This is a genomic window from Nonomuraea rosea (assembly GCF_039539705.1).
GTDB classification, from domain to species: domain Bacteria; phylum Actinomycetota; class Actinomycetes; order Streptosporangiales; family Streptosporangiaceae; genus Nonomuraea; species Nonomuraea rosea.
The window spans coordinates 253,586-277,420 of record NZ_BAABDQ010000002.1; the positions used below are offsets into that span (position 1 = coordinate 253,586).

Sequence of the window (23,835 nt, forward strand, 5' to 3'; positions counted from 1 at the left end):
CGGGCCTCAGCGGCCGAAGCAGATCGTGCGGCCCGGTTTGACCTTGTCGGCCTTGTAGGTCACCCGGTCGATCGACGTTCCCCGGGGATCCACCAGGATGATGGTGTCGCCCGCGTTCCCGAGCCGCAGCCGCCCGTCCAGCACGACGCGCAGGGCCGCCCCGGCCTCGATGGCGCCGCTCAGGGCGCTGCGCCCGCCGGCGGCGTCCGACAGCGTCCAGTTCGCGAGGTCGATCGCGCGCGGCGTGAGGTTCAGCAGCGTGACCGTCTCCGCGCCGCGATCGGCGCCCTGCGGATCCGGCAGCGCCGCCACGATCACCAGGTCCCCGGCCGCGACGAGCGGCGGCTTGACCGGCGAGCCCGGCCCCGCCGGGTCCGGGCTGATGATGAACTCCTCCGGCCACATCGTGAGCTGGAGCTGCTGCCCGGCGCCCCGGACCACGTCGTGCAGGTTGCCCCGCTCCAGCAGGCGGATCAGGAACAGCTCGTCGTCCCGGTTCACCGGGTCGGCCCGCAGCCAGGCGTCGAAGCCGTCGAAGTCGGTGAACCCCGCCGCGAGGTACGGCACGACGCGCCGGAACAGCTTCGGCCACATGACCAGCGCCTCGGCGGCGGCCAGGTCCACGATGGCGGCCGCGCCGTCGGGGTCGGCCGTCGAGCGCGGCCAGATGCCGGCCGGCAGCGCCTTCTCCCTGGCGGCCTGCGACACACCGGCCAGATGCGTACGCAGCTCGGCGGGCAACGTCGCGTAGAACGCCGGATAGACCAGCCCCCCGGCCAGCAGCCGGCCGTTCACGGACGCGTCGGCGAGCGGGCCGTCCATGAACACCTCGGCCCCGTCCGCCCCCGGGTGGTCGCCAGGGAAGACGAACGCGATCAGCCGGCCGTTCGCGTCGATGCCGTTGGTCAGCACGTGCCCGCGGAGGGAGTCCTGGTCCGCGGACTCGACCTTGTTCGGCAGGTCGCCGAAGTACCGGACGTTGGTGAACCCGAGCAGCCGCAGCAGCTCGTCGCGGGCCGCGTTGGCGCCGGCGAGCTCCTGGTGCGTGTCCGCGAAGTGGGTCTCCAGCGCGTCCACGGCCTCCAGCCGGACGGAGACGCCGCGACCGCTGATGTTCGGCGGCCGGCCGGAACGCCGCGGCAGCGTCTCGACCAGCGCGGGAGAGTCCGGCTTGAACTTGACGGTGTCCCCGTCGGGCTCGGGTCCCTGCCGCGGGAGATCCGGGTACCGGATCACGAAGCTGCCACGTAACAGTGTGTAACTCATGATGCCCCCCATCTAGTAGCCAGCGGAGCGTAACTCGCGTGGGGGGCATCGTCCACGTATCTGGACAAATGCCAGAAAGGTCAGCGGTACACGGCGACGGCCGCCTCCGCGACCAGCGTGTCCACGTCCGCGACGAGCCCGTCGATGACGGGGGAGCCGGCCGAGGCGATCTCGCGCAGCCGGGCGAGGAGGCGGGCGGCCGGCAGGTCGAGGTAGAGCTCCTCCTCCAGCCGGAGCACCGCCACCAGCCCGCACAGCGCGGCGCACCGGGCGTCCGGCGGTTTCCAGCCCTCGACCGCCGAGCGCACCCCCGAGGAGGCCCGTACGACCGAGGCGATGTCGGCGAGCTGATAGCGCGTGTACGGCAGCATGCCCAGCCGGCGCTTGCTCACCCGGACGAGCACGCCGGAGGCGAGCAGCGCCGCCCGGGTGCGTTCGTGGATGCCGTCCGCCGCCTTCTTGATCAGCGACGTGACGCTTTTGTGCGGGTTGCCGCGGGCGACGTCGGAGAGCAGGTCGTCGCCGATCGCGTCGCCGGTGGGCGGCAGGCGCGTGACGGCGCCCTGGCCACCGGCGACCGCGACGTAGCCGCCGAGCGCGAGGTCGAGCAGCACCGCCCCGGCCAGCCCCAGAGCCAGCGAAGACTGGTGGATCAGGGGCTTGCCGGCCTGGTCGTGGGCGATGAGGTACAGGTCCTGGTGCAGCGGCAGCCGGTTCATGGCGGGGCAGGTGTCCTTCGCTCGTTACCGGCGCGGCAGGTCGGCGCGCTTCGGGTCTCCGTGCTTGGGGTCTCCGTGCTTGGGGTCTGAGTGCTTCGGGTCTCCCAGGTTCAGGTCGGCGTGTTTCAGGTCGATCGGCAGGCTGGCCATGGACGGGCGGCGGCCGGCCGCGTACTGGGAGCCCAGCACCAGGAGGCCGAGGCCGAGCCAGACCAGCGCCGCGATCTGCGCCAGGACGTTGGCGTTGATCACCACGAAGATGAGGATCCCCATTCCGATCAGCGGCGCGATGAGGTGGGACCACCACTTGTTCGAGTCGAGGCGCAGCGAGTAGTGGATGATGACCGACACGTGCAGGACCACGAAGGCGACCATGGCGCCCACGTTGACCAGGCCGGTCAGCAGGTCGACGCCGTCGGAGCGGGTGGACATCCAGATCCCGAGCCCCACGGAGATCGTGGAGGTGAGCAGGATGGCGTTGCCCGGCACCGAGTGCCGGACCGACACCTTGGCGAGGAACGAGGGGAGCTGCTTGTCGCGCGCCATCGCGTACAGCAGGCGTGACACGGCGACCTGGGCGACCAGCGTGTTGGCCAGGCCCCAGGAGAGCGCGGTGGCGACCGAGGTGAGGTGCCCGAGCCATTCGCCGCCCGCGACGGTGGCCGCGTCGTAGAACGCGGTCTTGGTGTCCGCGGCCATCAGGCCGGTGGGGTCGGGCACCAGCAGGGCGGCCACCCAGACCTGGGTGATGAACAGCACGCCCGCCAGCACCAGCGCCAGGCGCATGGCCCGGCCGACCTGGGCCGAGCCGCCGGTGGACTCCTCGACCAGCATGCTGATCCCGTCGAAGCCGAGGAACGACAGCACCGCCACGGACACCGCGGCGAAGATGACCGGCCAGGAGAACGTGTCCAGGTTGAACAGCGGCGAGAGGCTGAAACCGCTGCCCTTGCCCTGGAGGAGGGCCCAGACGCCGGTCGCGAGGAACAGCGCGAGCACGACGAGCTGCAGGACGATCATCACCCGGGTGAGCTTGACCGTCATCCGGATGCCACGCAGGTTGATCACCGTGTTGACCAGCACGAAGATGAGCAACCAAGCCCAGACGGGCACCTGCGGCACGCTGGAGTTCATGGCGATGGACGCCACCAGGTAGAGCAGGGACGGCAGGAGGATGTAGTCGAGCAGGATCATCCATCCGGTCATGAACCCGACCGGCGGGGAGATGCCACGGCCGGCGTAGTTGTAGACCGAGCCCGAGAGGGGGAACGCTTTGACCATCTGGGCGTACGACGCGGCGGTGAACAGCAGCGCGACCATCCCGACGAGGTACGCCAGGACCGGCATGCCGTCCGAGGTGGAGTAGACCAGCCCGAAGATCGCGAAAGGCGCGATCGGCACCATGAAGACCAGGCCGTAGAAGACGAGGTCGGTCAGCCCGACCCCGCGACGTAACTCCTGCCGGTAACCGAACTGCTCAATATTCTCTTGTGTGCGCACGACAAACCTCTCCATGTCGTCATGCAAGGTGCGGGGGTTTGATCGGTGATCCTTCCGTAGGCGGGCCCCGCGTCGCAAGCCCGATGGCGGTGATGCGCCACAAGTGAAGGGCTGCGTCAAACCTGGAGTCAGCCGAGCCGCGACTGCAGGCCGTCGAGCACGCGCTGGAGACCGTACTCGAAGGAGGTCTCGTTGTCCTTGGCCGGGTCGCTCTCGCGCTGCGCGGCGTAGCGCGCGCGGAGCCGGGGATAGTCCGCCACGGCCCGCTCGGCGGCCGGCCACAGCCGCTCCACCCACTCCTGCTGGGTCTTCCCGCTGCGGGCGACCATGGACAGCCACGCGGCCTCGCTGGTGGACACCCCGAGCACGTAGGCGACGACCGTGTTCATCGCCCGGTCGGCCTCGTCGAGCGGGAAGCCGGCGGCCTCGAAGACGGCGAGCGTGTGCTCGGTCTGCCGCAGCATGTTGGGCCCCAGGTAGGCCAGGCCGACCTCGCCGAGCTTGGCGGCCATCCAGGGATGGCGCAGGATCATGTCGCGCAGGCCGTGCGCGACGCGGGCGACGGTCGCCCGCCAGCCGGTGGCGTCGCCGGGCTCGGGCAGCGGCAGCTCGCCGTAGACCTCGTCCACGGCCAGCTCGAACAGCTCGTCCTTGTTGGCCACGTGCCGGTAGAGCGAGGTGGCCCCGGCGCCGAGCCGGTTGCCCAGCTTGCGCATGCTCAGGGCCTCGGCGCCCTCCTCGTCGAGAAGGCGCACGGCCTCGGCCACGATGTGCTCCCGGCTCAGCGCCGGCTGCTCCCGCTCGCGGCGGGGGCGGGCCCACACCGAGGGGATCGGCTGCTCGTCTGCTGGCATGAGTGCACCCTAGCGCACGATGTACGCAGTTGCGCACGCTCGTCGTCGTGCGTACAGTGTGCGCATCAAGAGAACGACGTACGCAACGGAGGATCGACATGTCGGAGAAGCGGCATCCACGGCGCTGGCTCATCCTGGTCGTGCTGTGTCTCAGCACGCTGGTGCTGGTGGTGGACAACGGCGTGCTGATGGTGGCCATCCCGCCGCTCACCAACGACCTGCACGCCACGGCCCAGGACATCCAGTGGATCATTGACGGCTACATCCTGGTGTTCGCGGGCCTGCTGCTCACCGCGGGCAGCCTGTCCGACCGGTACGGCCGCCGCCGCGTGATGATCGCCGGCCTGGTGTTCTTCGGCGCGGCCTCACTCCTGGCCGCGTACGCGGGGAGCCCGGAGCAGCTCATCGCGGGCCGCGTCCTGATGGGCGTCGGCGGCGCGCTGGTCATGCCGAGCACGCTGTCGATCCTCATCACGGTGTTCGACGACGCCGAGCGCCGCAGGGCGATGACGATCTGGAGCTCGGTCCTCATGGTCGGCCTGGTGGGCGGCCCGGTCGTGGGCGGCGTGCTGATCGCGAACTTCTGGTGGGGCTCGGTGTTCCTGATCAACGTGCCGGTCGTGGTGCTCGCGGTCGCCGCCGCCGTCGTGTGGATGCCGGAGTCCAAGGGACCGTGGCGCAAGCCCGACCCGCTCGGCGCGATCCTGTCCACGGCCGGCCTGTCGTCCCTGGTCTGGGTGATCATCGCCCTGCCGCAGCACGGGCTCGCGGAGCCGTCCACGCTGGCCGCGCTCGCCGTGGCGGTGCTCGGGCTGGCCGGGTTCGTGGTCTGGGAGCTGCGCACGCCGGACCCGATGGTCCCGCTGGGGCTCTTCCGCGACCGCAACTTCAGCGGCGGCAGCCTCTCGCTCGTGCTGGTGCAGGTCGGCAACGGCGGTCTGCTGCTGACGATGACCCAGTACCTGCAGTTCGTGCTCGGCTACTCGCCCACGGAGGCCGGTCTGGCGCTCGCCCCGATGGCGCTGGCCGTGATCGTGGTCAACGCGCTCGTCGCCACCGTGGCCCAGAAGATCGGCAACCGGGCGCTCACGGTGTCCGGGCTGATCGTGCTCGCCGCCGGGTTCGGCCTGCTGGCCACGCTGTCGCCGGGCGACGGCTACGGGACGGTGGCCACCGCGCTGATCCTTTTCGGCGTCGGCGGCGGTCTGTCGCAGCCCGGGGCCACGGCGGCGCTGATGGGAGCGGTGCCGCAGGAGCACGCCGGGGTCGGCTCCGCGCTCAACGACACCGTGCAGCAGGCCGGGGCGGCGCTGGGCGTGGCGATCCTGGGCAGCGTCCTGGCCGGCGCCTACACGGGGGCGATGCCGGACACCGCGCCCGAGGCGGCCCGCCGCTCGATCGGCGCCGCGCTGAGCGAGGCCGCCCGTACCGGGGACACCGGCCTGATCGCCGCCGCCCGGGAGGCGTTCGCCGGCGGGACGGCGCTGGCCTGCGCGGCCGGGGCCGGCGGGGTGCTGGTCGCGGCGGTGCTGGCGTTCGCGCTCCTGCGCGACCGCAAGCCCGCCGGGGAGATCCAGGAGGCGGCGGTATTGACGGAGATCTCGTGAGAACTAGATTCCAAGTACACGAACGACTCGGCGGACGACGTGCGCGACGTCGACCTGTCGGTCTGCCACCTGCTCAGCGGCCCCATCGCGGTGGAGGGGGCCGAGCCGGGCGACCTGCTCGTCAGCGCCGCCCCGGTGGAGGGCCGCGTCAGCGGCGTGGTGGACATCCCGAACGCCTGCTGCACGCTCTACCTGCCCACGGCCATCTTCGACTTCGACATCCGCCCCACGGCCGACGGCCCGCGGCGCGCCGGCCGGGGCTCCCGCGCCGTGAGCGGCTGACGTCATGCTCGAATGCGGCACCTTCGAGCTGGGTGACGTCACCTTCTGGACGAGCGCTTGGTGTGGCCATGGTGGCCCATGTGGGCGCCGCGCGCCGGCGGCTTGCCGTAGCCGAGCGTGCCCATCATCCCCTGCTCCTGGTGGTAGAGGTTGTGGCAGTGGAACATCCACTCGCCCGGGTTGTCGGCCAGCACGTCCACGCTGAGCCGCTCACGCGGCTTGATGTTCACGGTGTCCTTGCGCGGCCCGCCCCGGTCCGCCACCCGGAGCTGGAAGGTGTGGCCGTGCAGGTGCATGGGGTGCCACATGGGCGAGGTGTTGTCCATGATCACCCTGATCGTCTCGCCGCGCTCCACGCGCACGCGCATCGGGTCGCTGCTCAGCTTGCCGTTGAGCGTCCACTCGTTGCCCGAGTCGCTCATGCCGAGCGTCACGGTGACGGTTCTGGAGGGGCGGGGGAGGTGGTCGGAGCGCCGGGCGTACAGGTCCTGATATTTCAGTAGCCGCCGGTTGAGCTCCGGCACCTCGGCGTCGGACGGCGGCGGGAGGGCGGCGCCCGAGGTCCGCACCACGGCCTGGGCCCGCCCGCCCTTGCCCTCGGCCAGCGCGACCAGGGGGAACGCCCCCGAGCCGAGCGTCACGACGACGTCGTAGCGCTCGCCCATGCCGATCAGGATCGTGTCCACGGTGACGGGCGCGACCGGGAACCCGTCCGTGTGGGTCACGGTCAGCCGGTGCCCGCCGAGCGCGACGCGGAACGCGGTGTCGGCGGCGGCGTTGATCAGGCGGAGCCTGACCCGCTGCCCTGGACGACCGGAGAACGTCGTGGGCGCGTCCGCCGCGCGCCCGTTGACCAGGTAGTACGGGTGGTGCATCTCCGCGGTCACCCCGCCGAGCAGCGGGCTGCGCAGGGTGTCGTCGTGCTCGGCGGAGGAGTTCAGTCTCCGCAGCGCGTCGTCGGGGGTGCCCCCGAGCCCGTCCAGCCAGTCGTCCAGCACGACGGTGTGCTCCGCGTCGTACCCGAGCGGCTCGCGCGGGTCGTGCACGATCAGCGGGCCGTACAGGCCGCGGTCGGACTGGGTGCCGACGTGCGAGTGGTAGAAGTACGTCCCCGCGTCGGGCACGGTGAAGACGTAGTCGAAGTGCTCGCCGCGCCGGGTCGGCTGCTGCGAGTAGCCGGGCGCGCCGTCCATGGGCAGGGCGAGCCTGATGCCGTGCCAGTGCACGGTGGTCGCGGCGGGCAGCGCGTTGACCAGCCTGGCGCGGACCGTCCCCCCGGCCGTCGCCTCGATGAGCGGGCCGGGGAGCAGGCCGTTGTAGGCCCAGGTGCGCACCGTGCGCCGGCCCAGGGAGACGGTCGCGGGCGCGGCCCGCAGCACCGTCCCGCGCGGCCGCAGGATGCCCTGCCCGGCGCCCGCCGCGCTCGCCGGCACCGTCGCGGCGCCGAGCGCGGCGAACGCGCCGGTGATGAGCGACCTGCGGGAGACCCGCCCGCCGAGCCCTCGCATTCGTACCGAACCGTCCACAGATACTCCCCCCGTTCCCCTCGAAAAGTAACGGAGAGTGATCGGGAACGCGCTTCGCCACGCTGATGGTCAAACCGGGCGGTACGGCGGAGCGGTGGAGCCGCGGACGACCAGGGACACCGGCAGCAGGAGCGAGCGGGCCGGCCGGTCCGGCTCGCCGATGCAGTCCAGCAGCATACGGGCGGCCTCGGCGCCCAGCTCGTGGTGCGGCACCGCGACCGTGGTCAGCGGCGGGCGCAGCTTGTCCAGGAACGGCATGTCGTTGAAGCCGATGACGCTGAGGTCGCCGGGGCAGGACAGGCCGCGCTCGGCGAAGACGTCGTAGCAGCCGAGCGCGATGAGGTCGTTGCCGGCCACGACCGCCGTGCAGCCGGTGCCCCTTTCCAGCAGCTCGCGCATGGCGGCGGCGCCGTCGTCCTCGCTCCAGCGGGCGCACTCCACCACGAGCGCGGGGTCGTCGGCCAGCCCCTGGTCGCGTACGGCATGGCGGAAGGCCTGGGACCTGACCAGGCCCGTGGAGGTGGACAGCGGCCCCGACAGGTGGGCGATCCTGGTGTGGCCCAGCTCCGCCAGGTGACGCACGGCCGCCGCCACCCCCGTCGCGTCGTCGCCGGTGACGGCCGGGATCCGCAGGTGCCCGACCTGGCGGTTGATCAGCACCATGGTGACGCCCTGCTCGTGCAGCTGCTGGAGCAGGGGGTGGTCGAGCCGGGCGGTGGCGATGATGAGGCCCTCGACCTGGCGTGAGCGCAGCGACTCGATCTTGGCGCGCTCGCGTTCCTCGTCGTTGTCGGTGTTGACGATCCACACGTTGTAGCCGCCGGACTCCAGCACGCTCTCCACGCCGCGCACGATGGGCGGGAACAGCGGGTTGGTCAGGTCGGGGATGACCAGGCCCACCGTGCTCGACCGGGAGGTCTTGAGGCTGCGGGCGACCGAGTTCGGCTGGTAGCCGAGTGCCTGCGCCGCCCGCATGACGCGCCGGGCGGTCTCCGCGCTGATCTGCTGGCGCGTCTTGGGGTTCAGGGCGCGCGAGGCCGTGGCGGTGTGCACGCCCGCGGCCTCCGCGACGTCGCGGAGCGTAGGGGCCGACGAGGGGTTGGGCTTCATCGGCTTGGCTCTCCTGCTGCGTCGGGGTCGTCGATGAGGCCGCGGGCGAGCAGGTCGCCACCGGGCGCGGAGCCGTAGCGGCGCCTGAGGCCGATGATCGTGGACAGCGAGGGCACGTCGGCCCGGCCGTCGGCGACCAGGCCCTCGGCGGGATCCGTCAGCCGCCGCAGGTAGCGGGCCGCGGTCTCCGGCCGCAGCCGCAGCGCCGTGGCGGCCTCCTCGGCGACGACGTCGTCCAGGCCGCCGCCGAGGATCGCGCGGGCGGTCTCGGACAGCGCGGCGGCGAGGTCGCGGGCGGCCTGGCTGGCGCCCAGCGCGCACACCACCGTCCCCAGGTACGGCCTGGGCGCCCCGGCCAGCCGGATCGCGCCTTCGTCCTCCGCACGCAGGTCGGCGCCCGCGTTCAGCATGGTGGCCGCGCAGCCGCCGGTCAGCAGCGCCTCCAGGCGGCGCGGGGTGGAGCCGAGCGAGGCCACGCGGTAGTCGCCCGGTCGCAGGCCGAGCGCGTCCAGCGCCGCGTAGAGCGCGAACGCGTACCCCGAGCCGGGCACGTCCACCCCGATCAGCGCGCCGTGCAGTTCCGAGGCCGAAGTCAGCCCGGGACGGCCGTAGAGCGCGAGGCCGAGACCGCGGTCCACGGCGGAGACGATCCGCACGTCGCCGGTCCTGCCGAGCGGGTTGCCCGGCACGAACCGGTAGGCGAGCACGTTGTCCGGGCTGGTCAGCGCGGCCTCCAGCTCGCCGTCGAGCAGGGCCCTGAACTGCGCGGGGGAGGACGGGACGGCGACCTCGGTCACCTCGGGGCCGACCAGGCCGAGGCTGTGGCCGGTACGCAGCAGCACGGACGGGCTGAAGGCGCCCACCATGAGGGGCTGTGTCACCGTGCCTCCTCCGGGCGGTCGTGCAGTCGTTTGCGCCAAGCGGCCAACTTGTCGCGAAGGTCTTGACAGTACCTGCATTGAAACGGATGCTCCAAGCCAGCGCAATCGTTTGCGGGAGCGAATCACGCGCGCGGCGTAAAGCTCATCGAAGGAGGGCTCATGACCGCCCAACCCCCCAGACCACCCGCACGCCGGTCTCGCCTGACCGTGATGGGAGCCCTCGTCGTCGCCCTGGCCCTGACGGCCTGCGGGCAGCGCCCCTCGGAGACCCAGGCGGGCGAGGTGAAGCGGCCCATCGTGATCGGCGTCTCGCTGCCGCTGACCGGGGACTTCGCCCAGCCGGGCAGCGAGGCCAAGCGCGGTTACGAGATCTGGCGCGACATGGTGAACGCCAAGGGGGGCGTCCTGGGCCGGCAGGTCGAGCTGAAGATCGTCGATGACGCCAGCAACCAGGACACCGTGGTCGCCGACTACACCAAGCTGATCACGCAGGACAAGGTGGACCTGCTGCTCGGCACGTTCTCCTCGCTGCTGAACCATCCCGCCTCCGCGGTGGCCGAGAAGAACGGCATGGTGTTCGTGGAGCCGGCGGGCGGCGCGCCGAGCATGTTCGAGCGCGGCTTCAAATATCTCTTCTTCGCCCAGCCCGCCACCGCGCCCCGCCAGGCCGACGTGTTCGTGAACTGGGTCAAGTCGCTGCCCGCCGACCAGCGTCCCAAGACCGCCGCCTACCCCAGCCAGGACGACCCGTTCGCGCTGCCGGTCATCACGTCGATGCAGGAGCAGCTCGAAGCCCTGGGCGTGCGGACCGTCTACAGCGAGGTCTATCCGGCCGACACCACGAACTTCCAGAGCGTCGCCAGCACCCTGGCCAGCAAGAAGCCGGACCTGGTCGCCCAGGGCGCGGTGTTCGAGGACGGCGTCGGCATGGTCCGCGCGCTCAAGCAGCTCGGCTTCTCGCCGAAGATGCTCTTCCAGACCTCCGCGCCCAGCAACTCCAGCCAGTACAGCGACGCCGTGGGCCTGGCCGGCACCGAGGGCGTCTTCTACACGGTGAGCTGGAACGAGAAGGCGACCACGCCGCTGAACGCCGAGTTCGTGGCCGCGTACCGCAAGGCGCACGACGCCGCGCCCGCCGAGGACGCCGCCGACGCGTTCGCCGCCGCGCAGGTGCTGCAGGCCGCCGTCACGGCGGTCGGCGCCATCGACCAGGACAAGATCCGCGACTGGCTGCACGCGAACACCGTGCAGACCCTGCTCGGCCCGCTGAGCTGGAAGGAGAACGGCGAGCCGAAGGGCAGCTTCCTGCTCGCCCAGTGGCAGTCGGGCAAGGTCGAGGTGGTCGGACCGCCCGAGCTGGCGACGACGAAGACCGTGGTGAACCCCAAGCCGGCCTGGAAGTGAGCCATGGCGCACCTCATCCAGGCCATCGTGCTCGGCCTGCTGATCGGCGGGGTCTACGCGCTGATGGCCTCGGGGCTGACGCTGATCTTCGGGGTGATGCGGATCATCAACGTGGCCCAGGGCGCGTTCCTCGTGCTGGTGGCGATGGTGACCTGGTGGCTGTGGAACATGACCGGGATCGACCCGATCCTGGCGTCGGTGATCACCACGCCGATGATGTTCGGGCTCGGGTGGCTGGCCTACCGGTTGCTGATCTCGCGCATCCGGGGCTCCTCGCCGTCGATGTCGGTGCTCCTGACGTTCGGGCTCGCGCTGGTCATCGAGGGGGTGCTGAACCTGACCGCCGGCAACAAGTTCAAGTCGGCCAGCCCGTCCTATTTCGAGGAGTCCTTCAGGGTCGGGACGGTGTCGCTGCCGAAGGCGCAGGTGTTCGGGTTCGGGGCGGCCATGGTCGTGCTGGCCCTGCTGTACTACGTGCTCAACAGGACGTGGACCGGACGGGCGATCAGGGCGGCCACGCAGAACCCGTCGGGAGCCGCCCTCGTCGGCGTGGGCGCGGCGGGGACGGCGGCGCTGGCGTTCGCGATCGGCAGCGCCACGGCCGGCGTCGGCGGGTCCATCCTGTCGGTGCTGTATCCGTTCTTCCCCGCCTCGCACTACGAGTGGATCTCGCGGCTGCTCGGGATCGTGGTGCTCGGCGGGCTCGGCAGCCTGCCCGGCGCGCTCGCCGGGGCGGCCATCCTGGGGCTGGCCGAGACGCTCACCGCCACCTACGGCTCGCTGGGCTGGTCCACGCTGGTGTTCTACGTCGTGATCATGGCGGTGCTGCTGGTCAGGCCGCAGGGCCTGTTCGGCGCCCGGATCCGGGAGGACGCGGCATGAGGCGGGCGCACCTCGTCGCGGGGGCGTGCCTGGTCGCGCTCCTGCTCTATCCGGTGGTCAACCCGTGGCAGCCGTACCCGCAGGCGGTGCTGCTGATGGGGTTCCTGCTGGCCGTCCAGGCGACGGGCTGGAACATCATCTCCGGGTACGCCGGATACATCTCGCTCGGGCACAGCATGTTCCTGGGGTTGGGGGCGTACACGGTGGGGATCCTGGCCCTGCGGTGGGGCGTCAACCCGCTGTGGGTGGCGCCGCTCGGCGGGGTGACGGCGACGGTCGTCGCGGTGCTGATCGGGTCCGTCGTGCTCAGGACGCGCGGGCACGCGTTCGTGATCATCACGATCGCGATGCTGCTGGCGGCGCAGATCCTCGCGGTCAACTCCCGGGGCCTCACCCGCGGCTCCGACGGCATCACGCTGGAGCTGCCGTTCTGGCACCGCGACTTCCAGAACATCCCGTTCTACTACGCCTTCCTCGGGCTGCTGGTGGTGACGGTGCTGTTCAGCGCCTGGATCCGGCGGACGAAGCTCGGCACGGGACTGGTCGCGATCAGGGAGGACGAGGGCAAGGCGGCCTCGATCGGCGTGCACACCACCCGCTTCAAGGTCGTCGCCTACGCCGCGAGCGCGTTCTTCATCGGGGTGGGTGGCGGGGTCTACGCCTACTACCTGACCTTCATCAACCCGGTCGGCTCGTTCGCGATCCTCGGCAGTGTGACGATCGTGCTCGCCGCGCTGGCCGGCGGGCGCGGCACCCTGTACGGGCCCGTCGTCGGCGCGTTCGCCGTCAACCTGGTCAGCGAGGCGGCCACGGTCTACGCGGGCGGCGTGCAGTCGCGGGTCCTGCTGTTCGGGGGCGCGCTGGTGCTCGTCGTGCTGTTCCTGCCCAAAGGGCTGCTGCCGACCGCCGAGGCATGGTGGCGCCGGCGGCACCCGGCGAAGGTGGAGTACATCGAGCGGGTCTCCTCCGTACGCGATCGGGTGCCTCCCGTGCCGCCCGAGCCCGGCGACGTCCTGCTGTCGGTACGCGGCGCGACCAAGCGCTTCGGCGGCCTGGTCGCGGTCGACGACGTGTCGCTCGACGTCCGCCAGGGCACGATCACGGCCCTGATCGGCCCGAACGGCTCCGGCAAGACCACCCTGTTCAACCTGGTCACCGGCGGGCTGCCGCTCGACTCGGGCGAGATCTGGTTCGACGGCCGGCGCATCGACCGGCTGCGCCCCTGGCGGCGCTGCCATCTCGGGCTCGGGCGCTCGTACCAGGTGACCAGGCTGTTCAAGGACATGACCGTGCGGGAGAACGTGGTCGCCCCGCTGGCCGACGCGCGCTGGCGCACGATGCTGTCCGACGCCGTACGCGGCCACGAGGCCGACCGCGCCGGCGAGCTGCTCGACCTCGTCGGGCTCGGCCGCTTCGCCGGTCAGCAGGCGGGCGCGCTGTCGTACGGGCAGCAGAAGCTGGTCGAGCTGGCCCAGGTCCTCATGCTGGAGCCGAAGCTGATCCTGCTCGACGAGCCCGCCGGCGGCGTGAACCCGAGCCTGCTCGGCCGCATCGTCGAGATCATCCGCGAGCTGAACGCGGCCGGCGTCACCTTCCTCGTCGTCGAGCACAACATCCCGCTCGTGCTCGGCCTGTGCGACCCGGTCGCCGTGCTCGGCGGCGGCCGGCTGATCGCCGAGGGACCGCCCGATCGCGTCCGCGAGGACCCCGTGGTGCTGGACGCCTACCTGGGCTCCGACTGGGTCCCGGCGGTGAGCTAGATGCTGCAGCTCAAGGCGGTGGTCGCGGGCTACGGCGGCGGCAGCGTGCTGCACGGCGTCGATCTCGAATGCGCCGAGGGGACGATCACCTGCGTGGTCGGCCCCAACGGCGCCGGCAAGTCGACCGTGCTGCGCGTCATCAGCGGCCTGCTCGCCCCGGCCGAGGGCGAGATCCGGATGAACGGCGAGCCCATCGGCGGGCGCGCCCCCGACGAGATCCTGCGCAGGGGCATCGCCCAGGTGCCGCAGTCGCACGCGCTGTTCCCCGCCATGTCCGTGCAGGAGAACGTGCTGATGGGCGGCTACCTGATCCGCAAGGACCGCGCGCTGCTGCGCGAGCGGCTCGACCGCGTCAGGCAGCGGATTCCCATCGTCGCCGAGCGCGCCCGCGAGCACGCCGGCAACCTCAGCGGCGGCCAGCGGCGGATGGTCGAGATCGCCCGCTGCCTCATGCTCGACCCGCGCCTGATCCTGCTCGACGAGCCGTCGCTCGGCCTGGACCCGCGCGGGCTGGCCGGGGTGGCCGCGGTCATCCACGAGCTCAACCGGGCGGGCACCACCGTGCTGCTGGTCGAGCAGAACGTCCGGCTCGGGCTCGGGCTGGCCACGCACGGCGTCGTCATGGAGGCCGGCCGGGTCCGCCTGACCGGTACGGCCGCCGCCGTCCGCGACAACCCCGAGATCGCCGCCCTCTACCTGGGCGGAAGCTCCCCCTTGAAGGCAGCTCCACACAACAGAGGTGGGTCACCGTGGACGAGCGAGTCGCCTCCGCCATCGCACACTGGGGACCCCGGTTCACCGCCAACGGGGTGACGGTCTCCGACTTCGAACGCATCACGCACGGCCTGGAGACCTGGGACGGCTGGTGCGCGGCCTGGTCGTCGGCCGCCGCCGAGCACGAGGAGCTGGGCAGGCAGGCGCTGGCCACGGACCGGCTCCTGTCCGCCGGGCAGCACCTGGCGCAGGCCGCCCTGTACTTCCACTTCGCCAAGTTCGTCTTCGTGGCCGACCTCGAACAGATGCGCAGGGCCCACCTGAGAGCGGTGGCCTGCCTCGACGACGCCCTGCCGCACCTGTCGCCGCCCGGCCGGCGCGTCGAGATCGCCTTCGACGGCGGCCTGCTCGTCGGCGTGCTGCGGCTGCCGCCCGGCCCCGGGCCGCACCCCGCCGTGCTGATGCTGTCGGGCCTCGACTCGGCCAAGGAGGAGCACCGGGTGGTCGAGCAGCTCTTCCTCGAACGGGGCCTGGCCACGTTCGCGGTGGACGGGCCGGGGCAGGGAGAGGCCGAGTACGACCTGCCGATCAGGGGGGACTGGTCGCTGCCCGGCAAGGCGCTGCTCGACGCGCTGTCGGCCCAGCCGCGGATCGACGCGGCCAGGATCGGGGTGTGGGGGGTGAGCTTGGGCGGCTACTACGCGCCCCGCGTGGCGGCGGCGGCCGGCGACCGGGTCAAGGCGTGCGTCGCGCTGGCCGGCCCGTACGACTTCGGCGACTGCTGGTCCGGCCTCCCCGACCTGACCAGGGAGACGTTCCGCGTCCGGGCGCGCGCCGGGTCCGAGGAGGAGGCCCGCCACATCGCCTACACCCTGACGATGCACGGCTCCGCGGGGGCGATCAGGGCCCCGCTGCTGGTCGTTTTCGGGCGCAAGGACCGGCTCATCCCGTGGCGGCAGGCCGAGCACCTGGCCGTCGCGGCGGGAGGCGACAGCGAGCTGCTCATGCTGGAGGAAGGCAACCACGGCTGCGCCAACCTGGCGCCCTGGCACCGTCCCTACACGGCCGACTGGCTGGCCCAGCGGCTCACCACTGCCGCACCCACGAAAGGCGAACCGGGATGACTGAGACACGACAGCGGGTGGGCTGGATCGGCGCCGGCCGCATGGGAGCGCCCATGGCCGAGCGGCTGGCCAAGGCCGGCGTGGACCTGGCGGTGTGGAACAGGACGGCCGCCAAGGCCGAGCCGCTGCGCGCGCACGGCGCGGAAATCGCCGCCACGATCGCCGGGCTGCGCGACCGTGACGTGGTCTTCACCATGGTCGCCACCTCCGCCGACCTCGACCAGGTCCTGGAGGAGCTGCTGGGCGACGGCGGGGGACCGGGCACGGTCGTCGACTGCTCCACCATCTCGATGGAGTCGTCGGCCGCCGCCCGGCAGGCGTGCGCGGCGCACGGCACGGCGTACCTGGCCGCGCCGGTCAGCGGCAACGGCAAGGTCGTCAGGTCCGGCGGGCTCAGCCTGGTCTGCTCGGGGCCGCGCGACACCTACGAGCGGGTGGCCGGGCTCCTCGCCCACCTCGGCAGATCCGCCACCTACGTCGGCGAGGGCGAGACCGCCCGCCTGGTGAAGATCGCGCACAACCTGATGCTCGGCGTCGTCACCCAGACGCTCGCCGAGATCACCGTGCTGGCCGAGAAGGGCGGCGTGCCCCGGCACGCGTTCCTGGAGTTCCTCAACGACAGCGTCATGGGCTCGGCGTTCACCCGCTACAAGTCGCCCGCGTTCGTGCACCTCGACTACACGCCGACGTTCACGCCGGTCCTGCTGCGCAAGGACTTCGACCTGGGCCTGGCCGCCGCGCGCGCCCTGGACGTGCCCATGCCGGTCACCGCGCTGACCGCGCAGCTCATCCAGGCCGGCCTGGGCGCCGGCCGCCCGGACGAGGACTTCGCCATCCTGCTCGACCTCCAGGCCGCCGCCTCGGGGCTGGAGCTGAAACCCGAGGACGTGGCCGTGGACGACGGGCTGGGCTCGTGACCGGGCCGCTGCCCGCGCCCGGGCACATGGGCGTCGACTACGAGCAGCGCGTCGACTTCGACCGGCTGCGCGACCACCGGCTGCGCCGGGCCCGCGCCGCCCTGGAGGGCAGCGAGTGCGGCGCGTTCCTGCTGTTCGACTTCTACAACATCCGGTACGTCACCCAGACCTGGATCGGCGGCGCCCTCGGCGACAAGATGACCAGGTACGCCCTGCTCGCCCGCGACGCCGCGCCCAAGCTCTGGGACTTCGGCTCCGCCGCCCGCCATCACCGGCTGCACAGCCCCTGGCTGGACCCGGCCGACTGCCACGCCGGCATGCTGGGCCTGCGCGGCGCCATCGCGCCCACCGCCGGCCTGATGGCCGACGCGGTCCGCCGGATCAAGGGCATCCTGGAGGACGCCGGGCTGGCCGGCGCGCCCGTGGGGGTGGACATCGTCGAGCCGCCCTTCCTGTTCGAGATGCAGCGGCAGGGCCTGCGGGTGGTGGACGCGCAGCAGCTCATGCTGGACGCGCGGCAGATCAAGTCGGCCGACGAGATCATGCTGCTCACCCAGGCCGCGGCCATGGTGGACGGCGTCTACCAGGACATCGTGGAGGCGCTCAAGCCGGGCATCAGGGAGAACGAGATCGTCGCGCTGGCCAACAAGCGCCTCTACGAGATGGGCTCCGACCAGGTCGAGGCGATCAACGCGGTCAGCGGCGAGCGCTGCAACCCGCATCCGCACAACTTCTCCGACCGGCTGATCCGGCCGGGCGACCAGGCGTTCTTCGACATCATCCACTCCTTCAACGGCTATCGGACGTGCTACTACCGCACGTTCAGCGTGGGGAGCTCGACGGCCGCGCAGCGGGAGGCGTACGGCAGGGCGCGGGAGTGGATGGACGCGTCGATCGCCATGATCAAGCCAGGGGTGGGCACCGATCAGGTGGCCGCGGTGTGGCCGGAGGCGACCGCCTTCGGGTTCGAGGACGAGATGGCGGCGTTCGGGCTGCAGTTCGGGCACGGGTTGGGGCTCGGGCTGCACGAGCGGCCGATCATCTCGCGGCTCAACAGCATGCGGGAGCCGATCGAGCTGCGGCCGGGGATGGTGTTCGCGCTGGAGACGTACTGCCCGGCGAGCGACGGGTTCTCGGCGGCCAGGATCGAGGAGGAGGTCGTGGTCACACCGGACGGGTGCCGGGTCCTGACCCTGTTCCCCGCGCAGGACCTGATGGTGGCCAACCCCTACTGAGGGTCGTCCCGCTCGATGGCGGCCAGCACGGCGGCCCGGTCCAGGGGGAGGTCGCGGACCCGCACGCCGATCGCGCCGGCCACCGCGTTCGCGATCGCCGCCGCCACCGGGCCCTGCGCCGCCTCGCCGGCCCCCACCGACGGCGTGCCCGGATGCTCGACGAGCTCCACCGCCACCTCGGGGGCCTCGCCGAAGCGCAGGATCGGGTAGCTCTCCCAGTCGCCGCTGGTGATCCGCCGCCGGTCGAACCGCACCCGCTCCTTCAGCGTCCAGCTCGCCGCCTGGGTGGCGCCGCCCTCGATCTGGTTGCGCACGCCGTCGGGGTTGACGACCTGGCCGACGTCCACGGCGAGCGTCAGGCGGCGCACCCGTACGTCCTGCTCCGCCGTCACCTCGGCCACGGCCGCGCAGTAGGCGCCGTTGCCCTTGTACCGCGCGAACCCGAGCCCCCGGCCCGACCCCTCCGGCAGACCGGAACCCCATCCGGCCGCGCCGGCCGCCCGCCGCAGGACCGCGCGCCCGCGCTCGTCGCTCAGGTGCGCCAGCCGGTACGCCAGCGGATCCAGGCCCGCCGCCAGGGCCAGCTCGTCCATGAACGACTCGATCGCGAACACGTTCATGAACGCGCCGAGCGAGCGCAGCGCGGACGAGCGGATCGGCGTCTCCAGCACCCGGTGCCCGGTCACCTCAAGGTGCGGGAAGTCGTAGATCGGCACCGCGTTGCGCGCCATGCCCGAGCCGGACGCGGGCGACGGGTCGGTGGCGGCGGGGAGGCGGTGCGGCCGCTCCAGGTGCGCTCCGGCGAGCAGGCCGGGGCAGCCCAGGTAGCCGGGGCGGCTGGTGTGGCCCTGGCTCCACACCTCGTACCGCCAGGAGCGCACCAGGCCGGCCGCGTCCACCACGGCCGCCACGTCCGCGGACATGGCCGAGCCGAACGGCGCCCAGGTCAGCTCGTCCTGCCGGCTCCAGCGCACGTGCACGGGACGGCCCGGGGCTGTGCGGGCCAGCAGCGCGGCGTCCAGGGCGGCGTCGTCGGCGGCGTTGTGGCCGTAGCAGCCCGCGCCCTCGACGTGACGCACCTCGATCCGGTCCTGCGGCAGGTCCAGGACCTGGGCGAGCGCGGCGCGCAGCGGGTGGACGCCCTGGGTGTGGCTCCAGACCTCCAGCGTGCCGTCGGGATTCCAGCGGGCGGCGGCGCAGCTCGGGGCCATGGCGGCGTGGGCGATGAACGGCCTGCTGTAGGAAGCCGCGCGCACGCCGCCTTGCGGCACCGGCCCGGTGGTGGTGTGTGCGGCGGGAGGGTGGACGTGGAGGGTTTCGTGCGGGCCCGTCCGCAGGAAGCCGCGCAGGTCGTGCTCGTCGGGCAGGGTGTCGCGCTCGTCCCACCGGGCCGCGCGGCGCAACCGGTCGAGCGCCTGGTCGGCTTCGGGCTCGCTGCCGGCCACCACCCCCAGGAACGAACCGTCCCGCACCACCTGGGCGCGGTCGTGCGGGCCTTCCTCCGGCACCACGTCCACCAGCCGGGCGCCGGGGGACGGCGGGCGCAGGACCCGGCCGTAGAGCTGACCGGGCAGGCGCAGGTCGTGCACGAACCTGGGGCGCCCGGCCACCTTGTCGGGCAGATCCAGCCTGGGCACACTCGTCCCCACGAACCCCGGCCCCCCGTCCCCCTCCACCGGCCCGGCATCGAGGGTCGTGGGGTGGGTGGCCGGGCCAGGTGGTTCCGGGGTGGCCGGGCCGGGGCCAGGCGGGTGGAGGGTTGCCGCCTTCGCCAGGTCGGCGTACGTCGCGGTCTGGTCGCCGTACCGGAACTCGCCGTGGCGGACCGTCACCTGGCCGGGGGAGACGCCCCAGCGGCGGGCGGCCTCGGCGGTGCAGGCGGCGCGGACGCGGGCGCAGGCGGCGCGCAGCGCCGGGCCCGAGCGGGCGATCGACATGCTGCCCGCCGTGAACCCCTCGTCAGGGCCGTCCCCCGTGCGCGCGGGCAGCATCCTGACCTGCGCCAGGTCGGCCCCCAGCGCGTCGGCCGCGATCTGGGCGAGTGCCGTGAGCACGCCCTGCCCGAGCTCCACCTTCCCGGCCCGCACGGAGATGACCCCGTCAGAGCCCACCGACACGCTCATCGGACCTGGGTGGCGGCGCGTAGGACGGCGCGGACGATGCGGCGGTGTGCGCCGCAGCGGCACAGGTTGCCGTCGAGGGCCGCCACCGCCGCCTCCTCGTCCGGCCGGGGGTCGCGCGCCAGCAGGGCGGCGGCGCTGACGATCATCCCCGAGAGGCAGTACCCGCACTGCCCCGCCTGCTCCTCCAGGATCGCCTGCTGCACCGGGTGCAGCTCAGCACCGGGCGCGAGCCCTTCGACGGTCACCACCTCCCGCCCCTCCGCCGCCGCCAGCGGCGTGTCGCAGGCCGCCGCCACCCGCCCGTCGAGCAGCACGAAGCAGGCCCCGCACAACCCCACCCCGCAGCCGAACCGGGTGCCCACCAGCCCGAGCTCCCCGCGCAGCACGTCGAGGAGCGGGATGCCGGGATCGGCCGCGACCTCGGCGGGCGTCCCGTTGACGGTCACCCGCATCACCGCCGCACCCCCGCGTCCGGCCCGTCGGCGAAGACCTCGGGGTGCTGCGACAGCTCCACCCGGGTACGCCGGATATGCCCGCTCAAGCACCGCTCGGCGTCCACGGCGTCACCTCGTACGATGGCGTCGAGCAGCAGCCGGTGCTCGGCGTTGACCACCCACCGCCGCGCCGGCCCGGAAAGCCGCATGAACGCCCGCCGATAGTGCTGCGTCTCGTTCCACAGCCGGACGACCATCGCGGAGAGCTGCCCGATGCCGCACCCGGAGTACGTCAGCAGGTGGAACTCGCGATCGAGCGCGAGGAACTCGCCGATGTCGGTGTTCGCCTCGATCGCGTCCTGGATCAGCGCCAGACCGCGGTGGTCGTCGCCGGTCAGGTGCGGGATGCTCTCGGCCAGGGCGAGAGGTTCGAGCCGTTCGCGCATCTGGTAGATCACGTCCACCTGGTGCATGCCGAGCCGGGGCACGCGGGCGCCCCTGCGCGGGTGGTGCTCCGTGAGCCCTTCGGCCTCCAGCATGCGCAGCGCCTCCCGCACCGGCAGCCGGCTGGCCCCCAGGCGCGTGGCCAGCTCCTCCTGCCTGATCCGCTCGCCCGGCCCGATCCTGCCGCTGAGTATCGCCTCGCGCAGGTGCCCGGCCACGCGCTCGCTCTCCGGGATCCGCGTCGTCTCACGTGCGCGCACGGTCGAACGCCTTGCCGCCCGGGTAGGACACGAGCTCGAACTGCATGCCCCAGGGGGCGAGGAAATAGACCCACCGCTGGCCCTCGCTCGGCCCGCTGCTGGCCGTCGGCTCCCCGAGGACGCGGACCCGCCGGCTCTTCAGGTAGGTGACCGCGGCGTCGAGGTCGTCCACGTAGAGGGCCACGTGATGTCCGCCGATGTCGCTGTTGCGCGGCACCTCGGGATGCTGGCCGGGCGCGTCGTACTGGAAGACCTCGAAGATCGCCTGCCCGCCGCACCTGAAGAAGTGCAGCCGCCGCATCACCGCCCGCGGGTGCACGTTGAGGTGATCGCTCATCCACGTGCCCTCGTCGCGCCGGAAGGGGCCGAGCGAGTACATGTACTCGCAGCCGAGCACGTCCACCAGGAACGCCATGGCCTCGTCGAGATCGGGCACCGTGAAGCCGATGTGGTCCACCCGGCTGAGCCCAGGGAGTCCGCCCATCCCGTCACCTTCCCTTTTGGATCCAAAACAGCGTACGCCACCCCTTCTCGCCCGCAAAGGACTGTTCTTTGGATCCATCTCGTGTAAGGCTGAGGAATGCCCCAGCACCACCGGCTCCAGCCGCAGGCGCCCTGGGTCGAGGTCGTCGCCACGCAAGAAGACTGGGACGCGGCCGATCCCTCCCTGCTCACGACCATGCTCGGCCAGCTGCTGCTGATCAGGACGTTCGAGGAATATGTGCTCGACCTGGCCAAGGCCGGGCTCGTGCACGGGCCCGCCCACTCCAGCATCGGGCAGGAAGGCGGCGCGGTCGGCTCGATCCTGCCGCTGACCAGCGGCGACACGGTCAACGGCGCGCACAGGGGACACCACCAGTTCCTGGCCAAGGCGCTGGCGCACGTCGAGCCCAAGGGCATCGACCCCACGAAGGACTTCTCCCCCGAGGTGCGCGAGGTGCTCCTGCGTACGCTCGCCGAGATCTGCGGCCTGGACCGCGGCTTCAGCCACGGCCGCGGCGGGTCCATGCACCTGCGCTGGAAGGAGGCCGGCGCCATCGGCACGAACGCGATCGTCGGCGGCGGCGTCCCCATCGCGGCCGGGTCGGCGTGGGCGCACCGGCAGGCCGGCACCGGCGCGGTCGCGGTCACGTACTTCGGTGACGGCGCGGCCAACATCGGCTCCACCCTGGAGACCCTGAACCTGGCCGCCGCCTGGCGCCTGCCCCTCTGCTTCTTCGTCGAGAACAACCGGTACGCCGTCTCGACCGCCGTCGAGGAGGCGACCGGCGAGCCCAGGCTCTCGGCCCGCGGCCCGGGGTTCGGTGTGGCGAGCTGGAAGGTGGACGGCATGAACGTGCTCGCCGTCCACCTCGCCATGCGCGAGGTCCTCGCCCACCTGCGCGCGGGCCACGGCCCCGCCGTGATCGAGGCGGACGTCTACCGCTACTTCCACCAGAACGGCCCCTTCCCCGGCAGCGCGTTCGGCTACCGGACCAAGGAGGAGGAGCAGGAATGGCGCGCCCGCGACCCGATCGACCAGCTCTCCGGGCATCTGGTGCGCCGCGGCCTGCTGAGCGCGCCCGACGTCGAGCGGGCGGCCGCGCGGGCGAGAGACCTCATGGCCGGCATCGGTGACGTCCTGCTCGAACCACTCCCTGGCGGCAAACCAGGGCAGCGCCAGATCAGGCCGGGCGAATGGCCGGACCCGGGCTTCGCGCATGTGGGCGTACGAGGGGATCTGTCCGAGTTCGCGGGAGTCCGGATGGCCGACCGGGACACGTTCACGGGGGAGCTGTCCGAGCAGAGGTTCATCGACGCCGTCGCCGCCGTGATGGCGCGGCGGATGAGCACCGACGAGTCGATCGTCGTGCTGGGCGAGGACGTGCACCGGCTCAACGGCGGCACGAACGGCGCCACCCGCGGCCTCAAGGAGGCTTTCCCCGGCCGCGTCCTCGGCACCCCGATCAGCGAGAACGCCTTCACCGGGCTGGCCGGCGGCATCGCCTCCGACGGGCGGCACCTGCCGGTCGCCGAGCTCATGTACGCCGACTTCATGTGGGTCGCGGCCGACCAGCTGTTCAACCAGATCGGCAAGGCCAGGCACATGTTCGGGGGCGACGACGCCATGCCGCTGGTGCTGCGCAGCAAGGTCGCCATCGGCACCGGGTACGGCTCCCAGCACTCCATCGACCCCGCCGGGATCTTCGCCACCGCCCCGGGCTGGCGGATCGTCGCGCCCACGACGCCGTTCGACTACGTGGGGCTGATGAACACCGCCCTGCGCTGCAAGGACCCCGTCGTGGTGCTGGAGCACGTGGACCTGTACGCCTCCACGGGCGAGGGCCCGGTGGACGACCTGGACTACTGCCTCCCCGTCGGCCGGGCCGCCGTCCGCCGTCCGGGCTCGCGGCTCACCGTGCTGACGTACCTGGCGATGACCGCGTACGTGCTGCGCGCCGTCGAGGCGCTCGACCTGGACGCCGAGGTGATCGACCTGCGCTGGCTCGACCGGGCCAGCCTCGACTGGGACACGATCGGGGCGAGCGTCAGGAAGACCGGGAACGTGCTCCTCGCCGAGCAGGGGCCGGTCGGGACGTCGTACGGGGGATGGCTGGCCGACGAGCTCCAGCGGCGGCTCTTCGACTGGCTCGACCAGCCGGTGCAGCGGGTGACCGGGGGCGAGGCGTCGCCGAGCATCAGCAAGGTGCTGGAGCGGGCGGCCATCGCCAAGGAGGAGGAGGTGGCCGCCAAGCTCGCCGAGATGGCGGCCTACTGACCGTGGCGGGGGTGTGGCTGAGATGGCGGGGTGTT

General features: G+C 72.3%; 21 protein-coding genes and 1 pseudogene. 11 read left to right on the top strand and 11 right to left on the bottom strand.

Annotated elements, in window-relative coordinates; genetic code table 11:
- Window positions 1–6: 6 nt before the first annotated feature.
- From ABEA43_RS05140 to ABEA43_RS05155, 4 genes are all read right to left on the bottom strand, one after another.
- Window positions 7–1,266 carry a lamin tail domain-containing protein gene (locus ABEA43_RS05140; protein ID WP_345559193.1) on the bottom strand — a complete coding sequence of 420 codons (1,260 nt, stop codon included), beginning with the start codon at window positions 1,264–1,266 and terminating at the stop codon, window positions 7–9.
- A gap of 80 nt (window positions 1,267–1,346) precedes the next feature.
- Entirely contained in the window at window positions 1,347–1,985 is a 639-nt protein-coding gene (locus tag ABEA43_RS05145) for a GOLPH3/VPS74 family protein (protein ID WP_345559195.1), read from the bottom strand.
- Window positions 1,986–2,009: 24 nt separating this feature from the next.
- Window positions 2,010–3,485 carry an APC family permease gene (locus ABEA43_RS05150; RefSeq protein ID WP_345559197.1) on the bottom strand — a complete coding sequence of 492 codons (1,476 nt, stop codon included), beginning with the start codon at window positions 3,483–3,485 and terminating at the stop codon, window positions 2,010–2,012.
- A 128-nt stretch (window positions 3,486–3,613) separates the two neighbouring features.
- The gene (locus ABEA43_RS05155) at window positions 3,614–4,339 is read right to left on the bottom strand and encodes a TetR/AcrR family transcriptional regulator (protein WP_345559199.1); all 726 of its coding nucleotides are present in this window, start codon (window positions 4,337–4,339) and stop codon (window positions 3,614–3,616) included.
- Window positions 4,340–4,437: 98 nt separating this feature from the next.
- On the opposite strand from ABEA43_RS05155, the gene ABEA43_RS05160 reads away from it, so the two are divergent.
- From ABEA43_RS05160 to ABEA43_RS05170, 3 genes and pseudogenes are all read left to right on the top strand, one after another.
- The gene (locus tag ABEA43_RS05160; protein ID WP_345559201.1) at window positions 4,438–5,946 is read left to right on the top strand and encodes an MFS transporter; all 1,509 of its coding nucleotides are present in this window, start codon (window positions 4,438–4,440) and stop codon (window positions 5,944–5,946) included.
- Window positions 5,947–5,976: 30 nt separating this feature from the next.
- Window positions 5,977–6,048, top strand: a pseudogene (locus ABEA43_RS05165) (hypothetical protein); the annotation flags it as partial.
- Window positions 6,031–6,228, top strand: coding sequence for an acetamidase/formamidase family protein (locus ABEA43_RS05170; protein WP_425570193.1), 198 nt, complete (start codon window positions 6,031–6,033; stop codon window positions 6,226–6,228). The pseudogene ABEA43_RS05165 and the gene ABEA43_RS05170, both read left to right, overlap by 18 nt.
- A gap of 38 nt (window positions 6,229–6,266) precedes the next feature.
- On the opposite strand, the gene ABEA43_RS05175 is transcribed toward ABEA43_RS05170, so the two are convergent.
- From ABEA43_RS05175 to ABEA43_RS05185, 3 genes are all read right to left on the bottom strand, one after another.
- Window positions 6,267–7,754 (bottom strand): multicopper oxidase family protein, encoded by a 1,488-nt coding sequence (locus ABEA43_RS05175; protein ID WP_345559203.1) that lies wholly within the window; start codon window positions 7,752–7,754, stop codon window positions 6,267–6,269.
- Between the two features lie 69 nt (window positions 7,755–7,823).
- Window positions 7,824–8,864, bottom strand: a complete 1,041-nt coding sequence (locus ABEA43_RS05180) for a LacI family DNA-binding transcriptional regulator (RefSeq protein WP_345559205.1) — start codon at window positions 8,862–8,864, stop codon at window positions 7,824–7,826.
- Window positions 8,861–9,745: a substrate-binding domain-containing protein gene (locus ABEA43_RS05185; RefSeq protein WP_345559207.1), complete on the bottom strand. Its 885-nt coding sequence runs from the start codon at window positions 9,743–9,745 to the stop codon at window positions 8,861–8,863. Before ABEA43_RS05185 ends, ABEA43_RS05180 begins: the two co-directional genes overlap by 4 nt.
- A gap of 159 nt (window positions 9,746–9,904) precedes the next feature.
- Between ABEA43_RS05185 and ABEA43_RS05190 the strand changes: the two genes are divergently transcribed.
- Genes ABEA43_RS05190 through ABEA43_RS05220 form a run of 7 tightly spaced genes read left to right on the top strand, consistent with a single transcriptional unit; the run spans window position 9,905 to window position 17,781 of the window.
- Complete coding sequence (locus tag ABEA43_RS05190) at window positions 9,905–11,149, top strand: amino acid ABC transporter substrate-binding protein (protein WP_345559209.1); 1,245 nt, start codon at window positions 9,905–9,907, stop codon at window positions 11,147–11,149.
- A gap of 3 nt (window positions 11,150–11,152) precedes the next feature.
- Window positions 11,153–12,031, top strand: a complete 879-nt coding sequence (locus ABEA43_RS05195; RefSeq protein WP_345559211.1) for a branched-chain amino acid ABC transporter permease — start codon at window positions 11,153–11,155, stop codon at window positions 12,029–12,031.
- Window positions 12,028–13,791, top strand: a complete 1,764-nt coding sequence (locus tag ABEA43_RS05200; protein ID WP_345559213.1) for a branched-chain amino acid ABC transporter ATP-binding protein/permease — start codon at window positions 12,028–12,030, stop codon at window positions 13,789–13,791. Before ABEA43_RS05195 ends, ABEA43_RS05200 begins: the two co-directional genes overlap by 4 nt.
- Window positions 13,792–14,604, top strand: a complete 813-nt coding sequence (locus ABEA43_RS05205) for an ABC transporter ATP-binding protein (protein ID WP_345559215.1) — start codon at window positions 13,792–13,794, stop codon at window positions 14,602–14,604.
- Window positions 14,541–15,629: an alpha/beta hydrolase family protein gene (locus ABEA43_RS05210; protein WP_345559217.1), complete on the top strand. Its 1,089-nt coding sequence runs from the start codon at window positions 14,541–14,543 to the stop codon at window positions 15,627–15,629. The genes ABEA43_RS05205 and ABEA43_RS05210 overlap by 64 nt, the downstream gene beginning before the upstream one ends.
- The gene (locus tag ABEA43_RS05215; RefSeq protein WP_345559219.1) at window positions 15,626–16,546 is read left to right on the top strand and encodes an NAD(P)-dependent oxidoreductase; all 921 of its coding nucleotides are present in this window, start codon (window positions 15,626–15,628) and stop codon (window positions 16,544–16,546) included. The genes ABEA43_RS05210 and ABEA43_RS05215 overlap by 4 nt, the downstream gene beginning before the upstream one ends.
- Complete coding sequence (locus ABEA43_RS05220) at window positions 16,543–17,781, top strand: M24 family metallopeptidase (RefSeq protein WP_345559221.1); 1,239 nt, start codon at window positions 16,543–16,545, stop codon at window positions 17,779–17,781. Before ABEA43_RS05215 ends, ABEA43_RS05220 begins: the two co-directional genes overlap by 4 nt.
- Here the strand turns inward: ABEA43_RS05220 and ABEA43_RS05225 are convergent.
- The 4 genes from ABEA43_RS05225 to ABEA43_RS05240 are packed head-to-tail and all read right to left on the bottom strand — an operon-like array spanning window position 17,775 to window position 21,526.
- Window positions 17,775–19,904: a molybdopterin cofactor-binding domain-containing protein gene (locus ABEA43_RS05225; RefSeq protein WP_345559223.1), complete on the bottom strand. Its 2,130-nt coding sequence runs from the start codon at window positions 19,902–19,904 to the stop codon at window positions 17,775–17,777. The two genes, ABEA43_RS05220 and ABEA43_RS05225, sit on opposite strands and share 7 nt — an antisense overlap.
- Window positions 19,901–20,356 carry a (2Fe-2S)-binding protein gene (locus ABEA43_RS05230; protein WP_345559845.1) on the bottom strand — a complete coding sequence of 152 codons (456 nt, stop codon included), beginning with the start codon at window positions 20,354–20,356 and terminating at the stop codon, window positions 19,901–19,903. The genes ABEA43_RS05225 and ABEA43_RS05230 overlap by 4 nt, the downstream gene beginning before the upstream one ends.
- On the bottom strand, window positions 20,356–21,042 hold the full coding sequence (locus ABEA43_RS05235; RefSeq protein WP_345559225.1) for a GntR family transcriptional regulator: 687 nt from the start codon (window positions 21,040–21,042) through the stop codon (window positions 20,356–20,358). Before ABEA43_RS05235 ends, ABEA43_RS05230 begins: the two co-directional genes overlap by 1 nt.
- On the bottom strand, window positions 21,029–21,526 hold the full coding sequence (locus tag ABEA43_RS05240) for a VOC family protein (protein ID WP_345559227.1): 498 nt from the start codon (window positions 21,524–21,526) through the stop codon (window positions 21,029–21,031). The genes ABEA43_RS05235 and ABEA43_RS05240 overlap by 14 nt, the downstream gene beginning before the upstream one ends.
- A 96-nt stretch (window positions 21,527–21,622) precedes the next feature.
- Here ABEA43_RS05240 and ABEA43_RS05245 point away from each other — a divergent pair, with 96 nt between their 5' ends.
- Window positions 21,623–23,800, top strand: a complete 2,178-nt coding sequence (locus ABEA43_RS05245; RefSeq protein WP_345559228.1) for an alpha-ketoacid dehydrogenase subunit alpha/beta — start codon at window positions 21,623–21,625, stop codon at window positions 23,798–23,800.
- Window positions 23,801–23,835 lie beyond the last annotated feature (35 nt).

Coding starts and splice junctions, on each gene's coding strand:
- ABEA43_RS05190 (WP_345559209.1), top strand. CDS start 9,905: ATGACCGCCCAACCCCCCAGACCACCCGCACGCCGGTCTCGCCTGACC.
- ABEA43_RS05145 (WP_345559195.1), bottom strand. CDS start 1,985: ATGAACCGGCTGCCGCTGCACCAGGACCTGTACCTCATCGCCCACGAC.
- ABEA43_RS05195 (WP_345559211.1), top strand. CDS start 11,153: ATGGCGCACCTCATCCAGGCCATCGTGCTCGGCCTGCTGATCGGCGGG.
- ABEA43_RS05200 (WP_345559213.1), top strand. CDS start 12,028: ATGAGGCGGGCGCACCTCGTCGCGGGGGCGTGCCTGGTCGCGCTCCTG.
- ABEA43_RS05205 (WP_345559215.1), top strand. CDS start 13,792: ATGCTGCAGCTCAAGGCGGTGGTCGCGGGCTACGGCGGCGGCAGCGTG.
- ABEA43_RS05215 (WP_345559219.1), top strand. CDS start 15,626: ATGACTGAGACACGACAGCGGGTGGGCTGGATCGGCGCCGGCCGCATG.
- ABEA43_RS05140 (WP_345559193.1), bottom strand. CDS start 1,266: ATGAGTTACACACTGTTACGTGGCAGCTTCGTGATCCGGTACCCGGAT.
- ABEA43_RS05240 (WP_345559227.1), bottom strand. CDS start 21,526: ATGGGCGGACTCCCTGGGCTCAGCCGGGTGGACCACATCGGCTTCACG.
- ABEA43_RS05155 (WP_345559199.1), bottom strand. CDS start 4,339: ATGCCAGCAGACGAGCAGCCGATCCCCTCGGTGTGGGCCCGCCCCCGC.
- ABEA43_RS05160 (WP_345559201.1), top strand. CDS start 4,438: ATGTCGGAGAAGCGGCATCCACGGCGCTGGCTCATCCTGGTCGTGCTG.
- ABEA43_RS05225 (WP_345559223.1), bottom strand. CDS start 19,904: ATGAGCGTGTCGGTGGGCTCTGACGGGGTCATCTCCGTGCGGGCCGGG.
- ABEA43_RS05180 (WP_345559205.1), bottom strand. CDS start 8,864: ATGAAGCCCAACCCCTCGTCGGCCCCTACGCTCCGCGACGTCGCGGAG.
- ABEA43_RS05230 (WP_345559845.1), bottom strand. CDS start 20,356: ATGCGGGTGACCGTCAACGGGACGCCCGCCGAGGTCGCGGCCGATCCC.
- ABEA43_RS05245 (WP_345559228.1), top strand. CDS start 21,623: ATGCCCCAGCACCACCGGCTCCAGCCGCAGGCGCCCTGGGTCGAGGTC.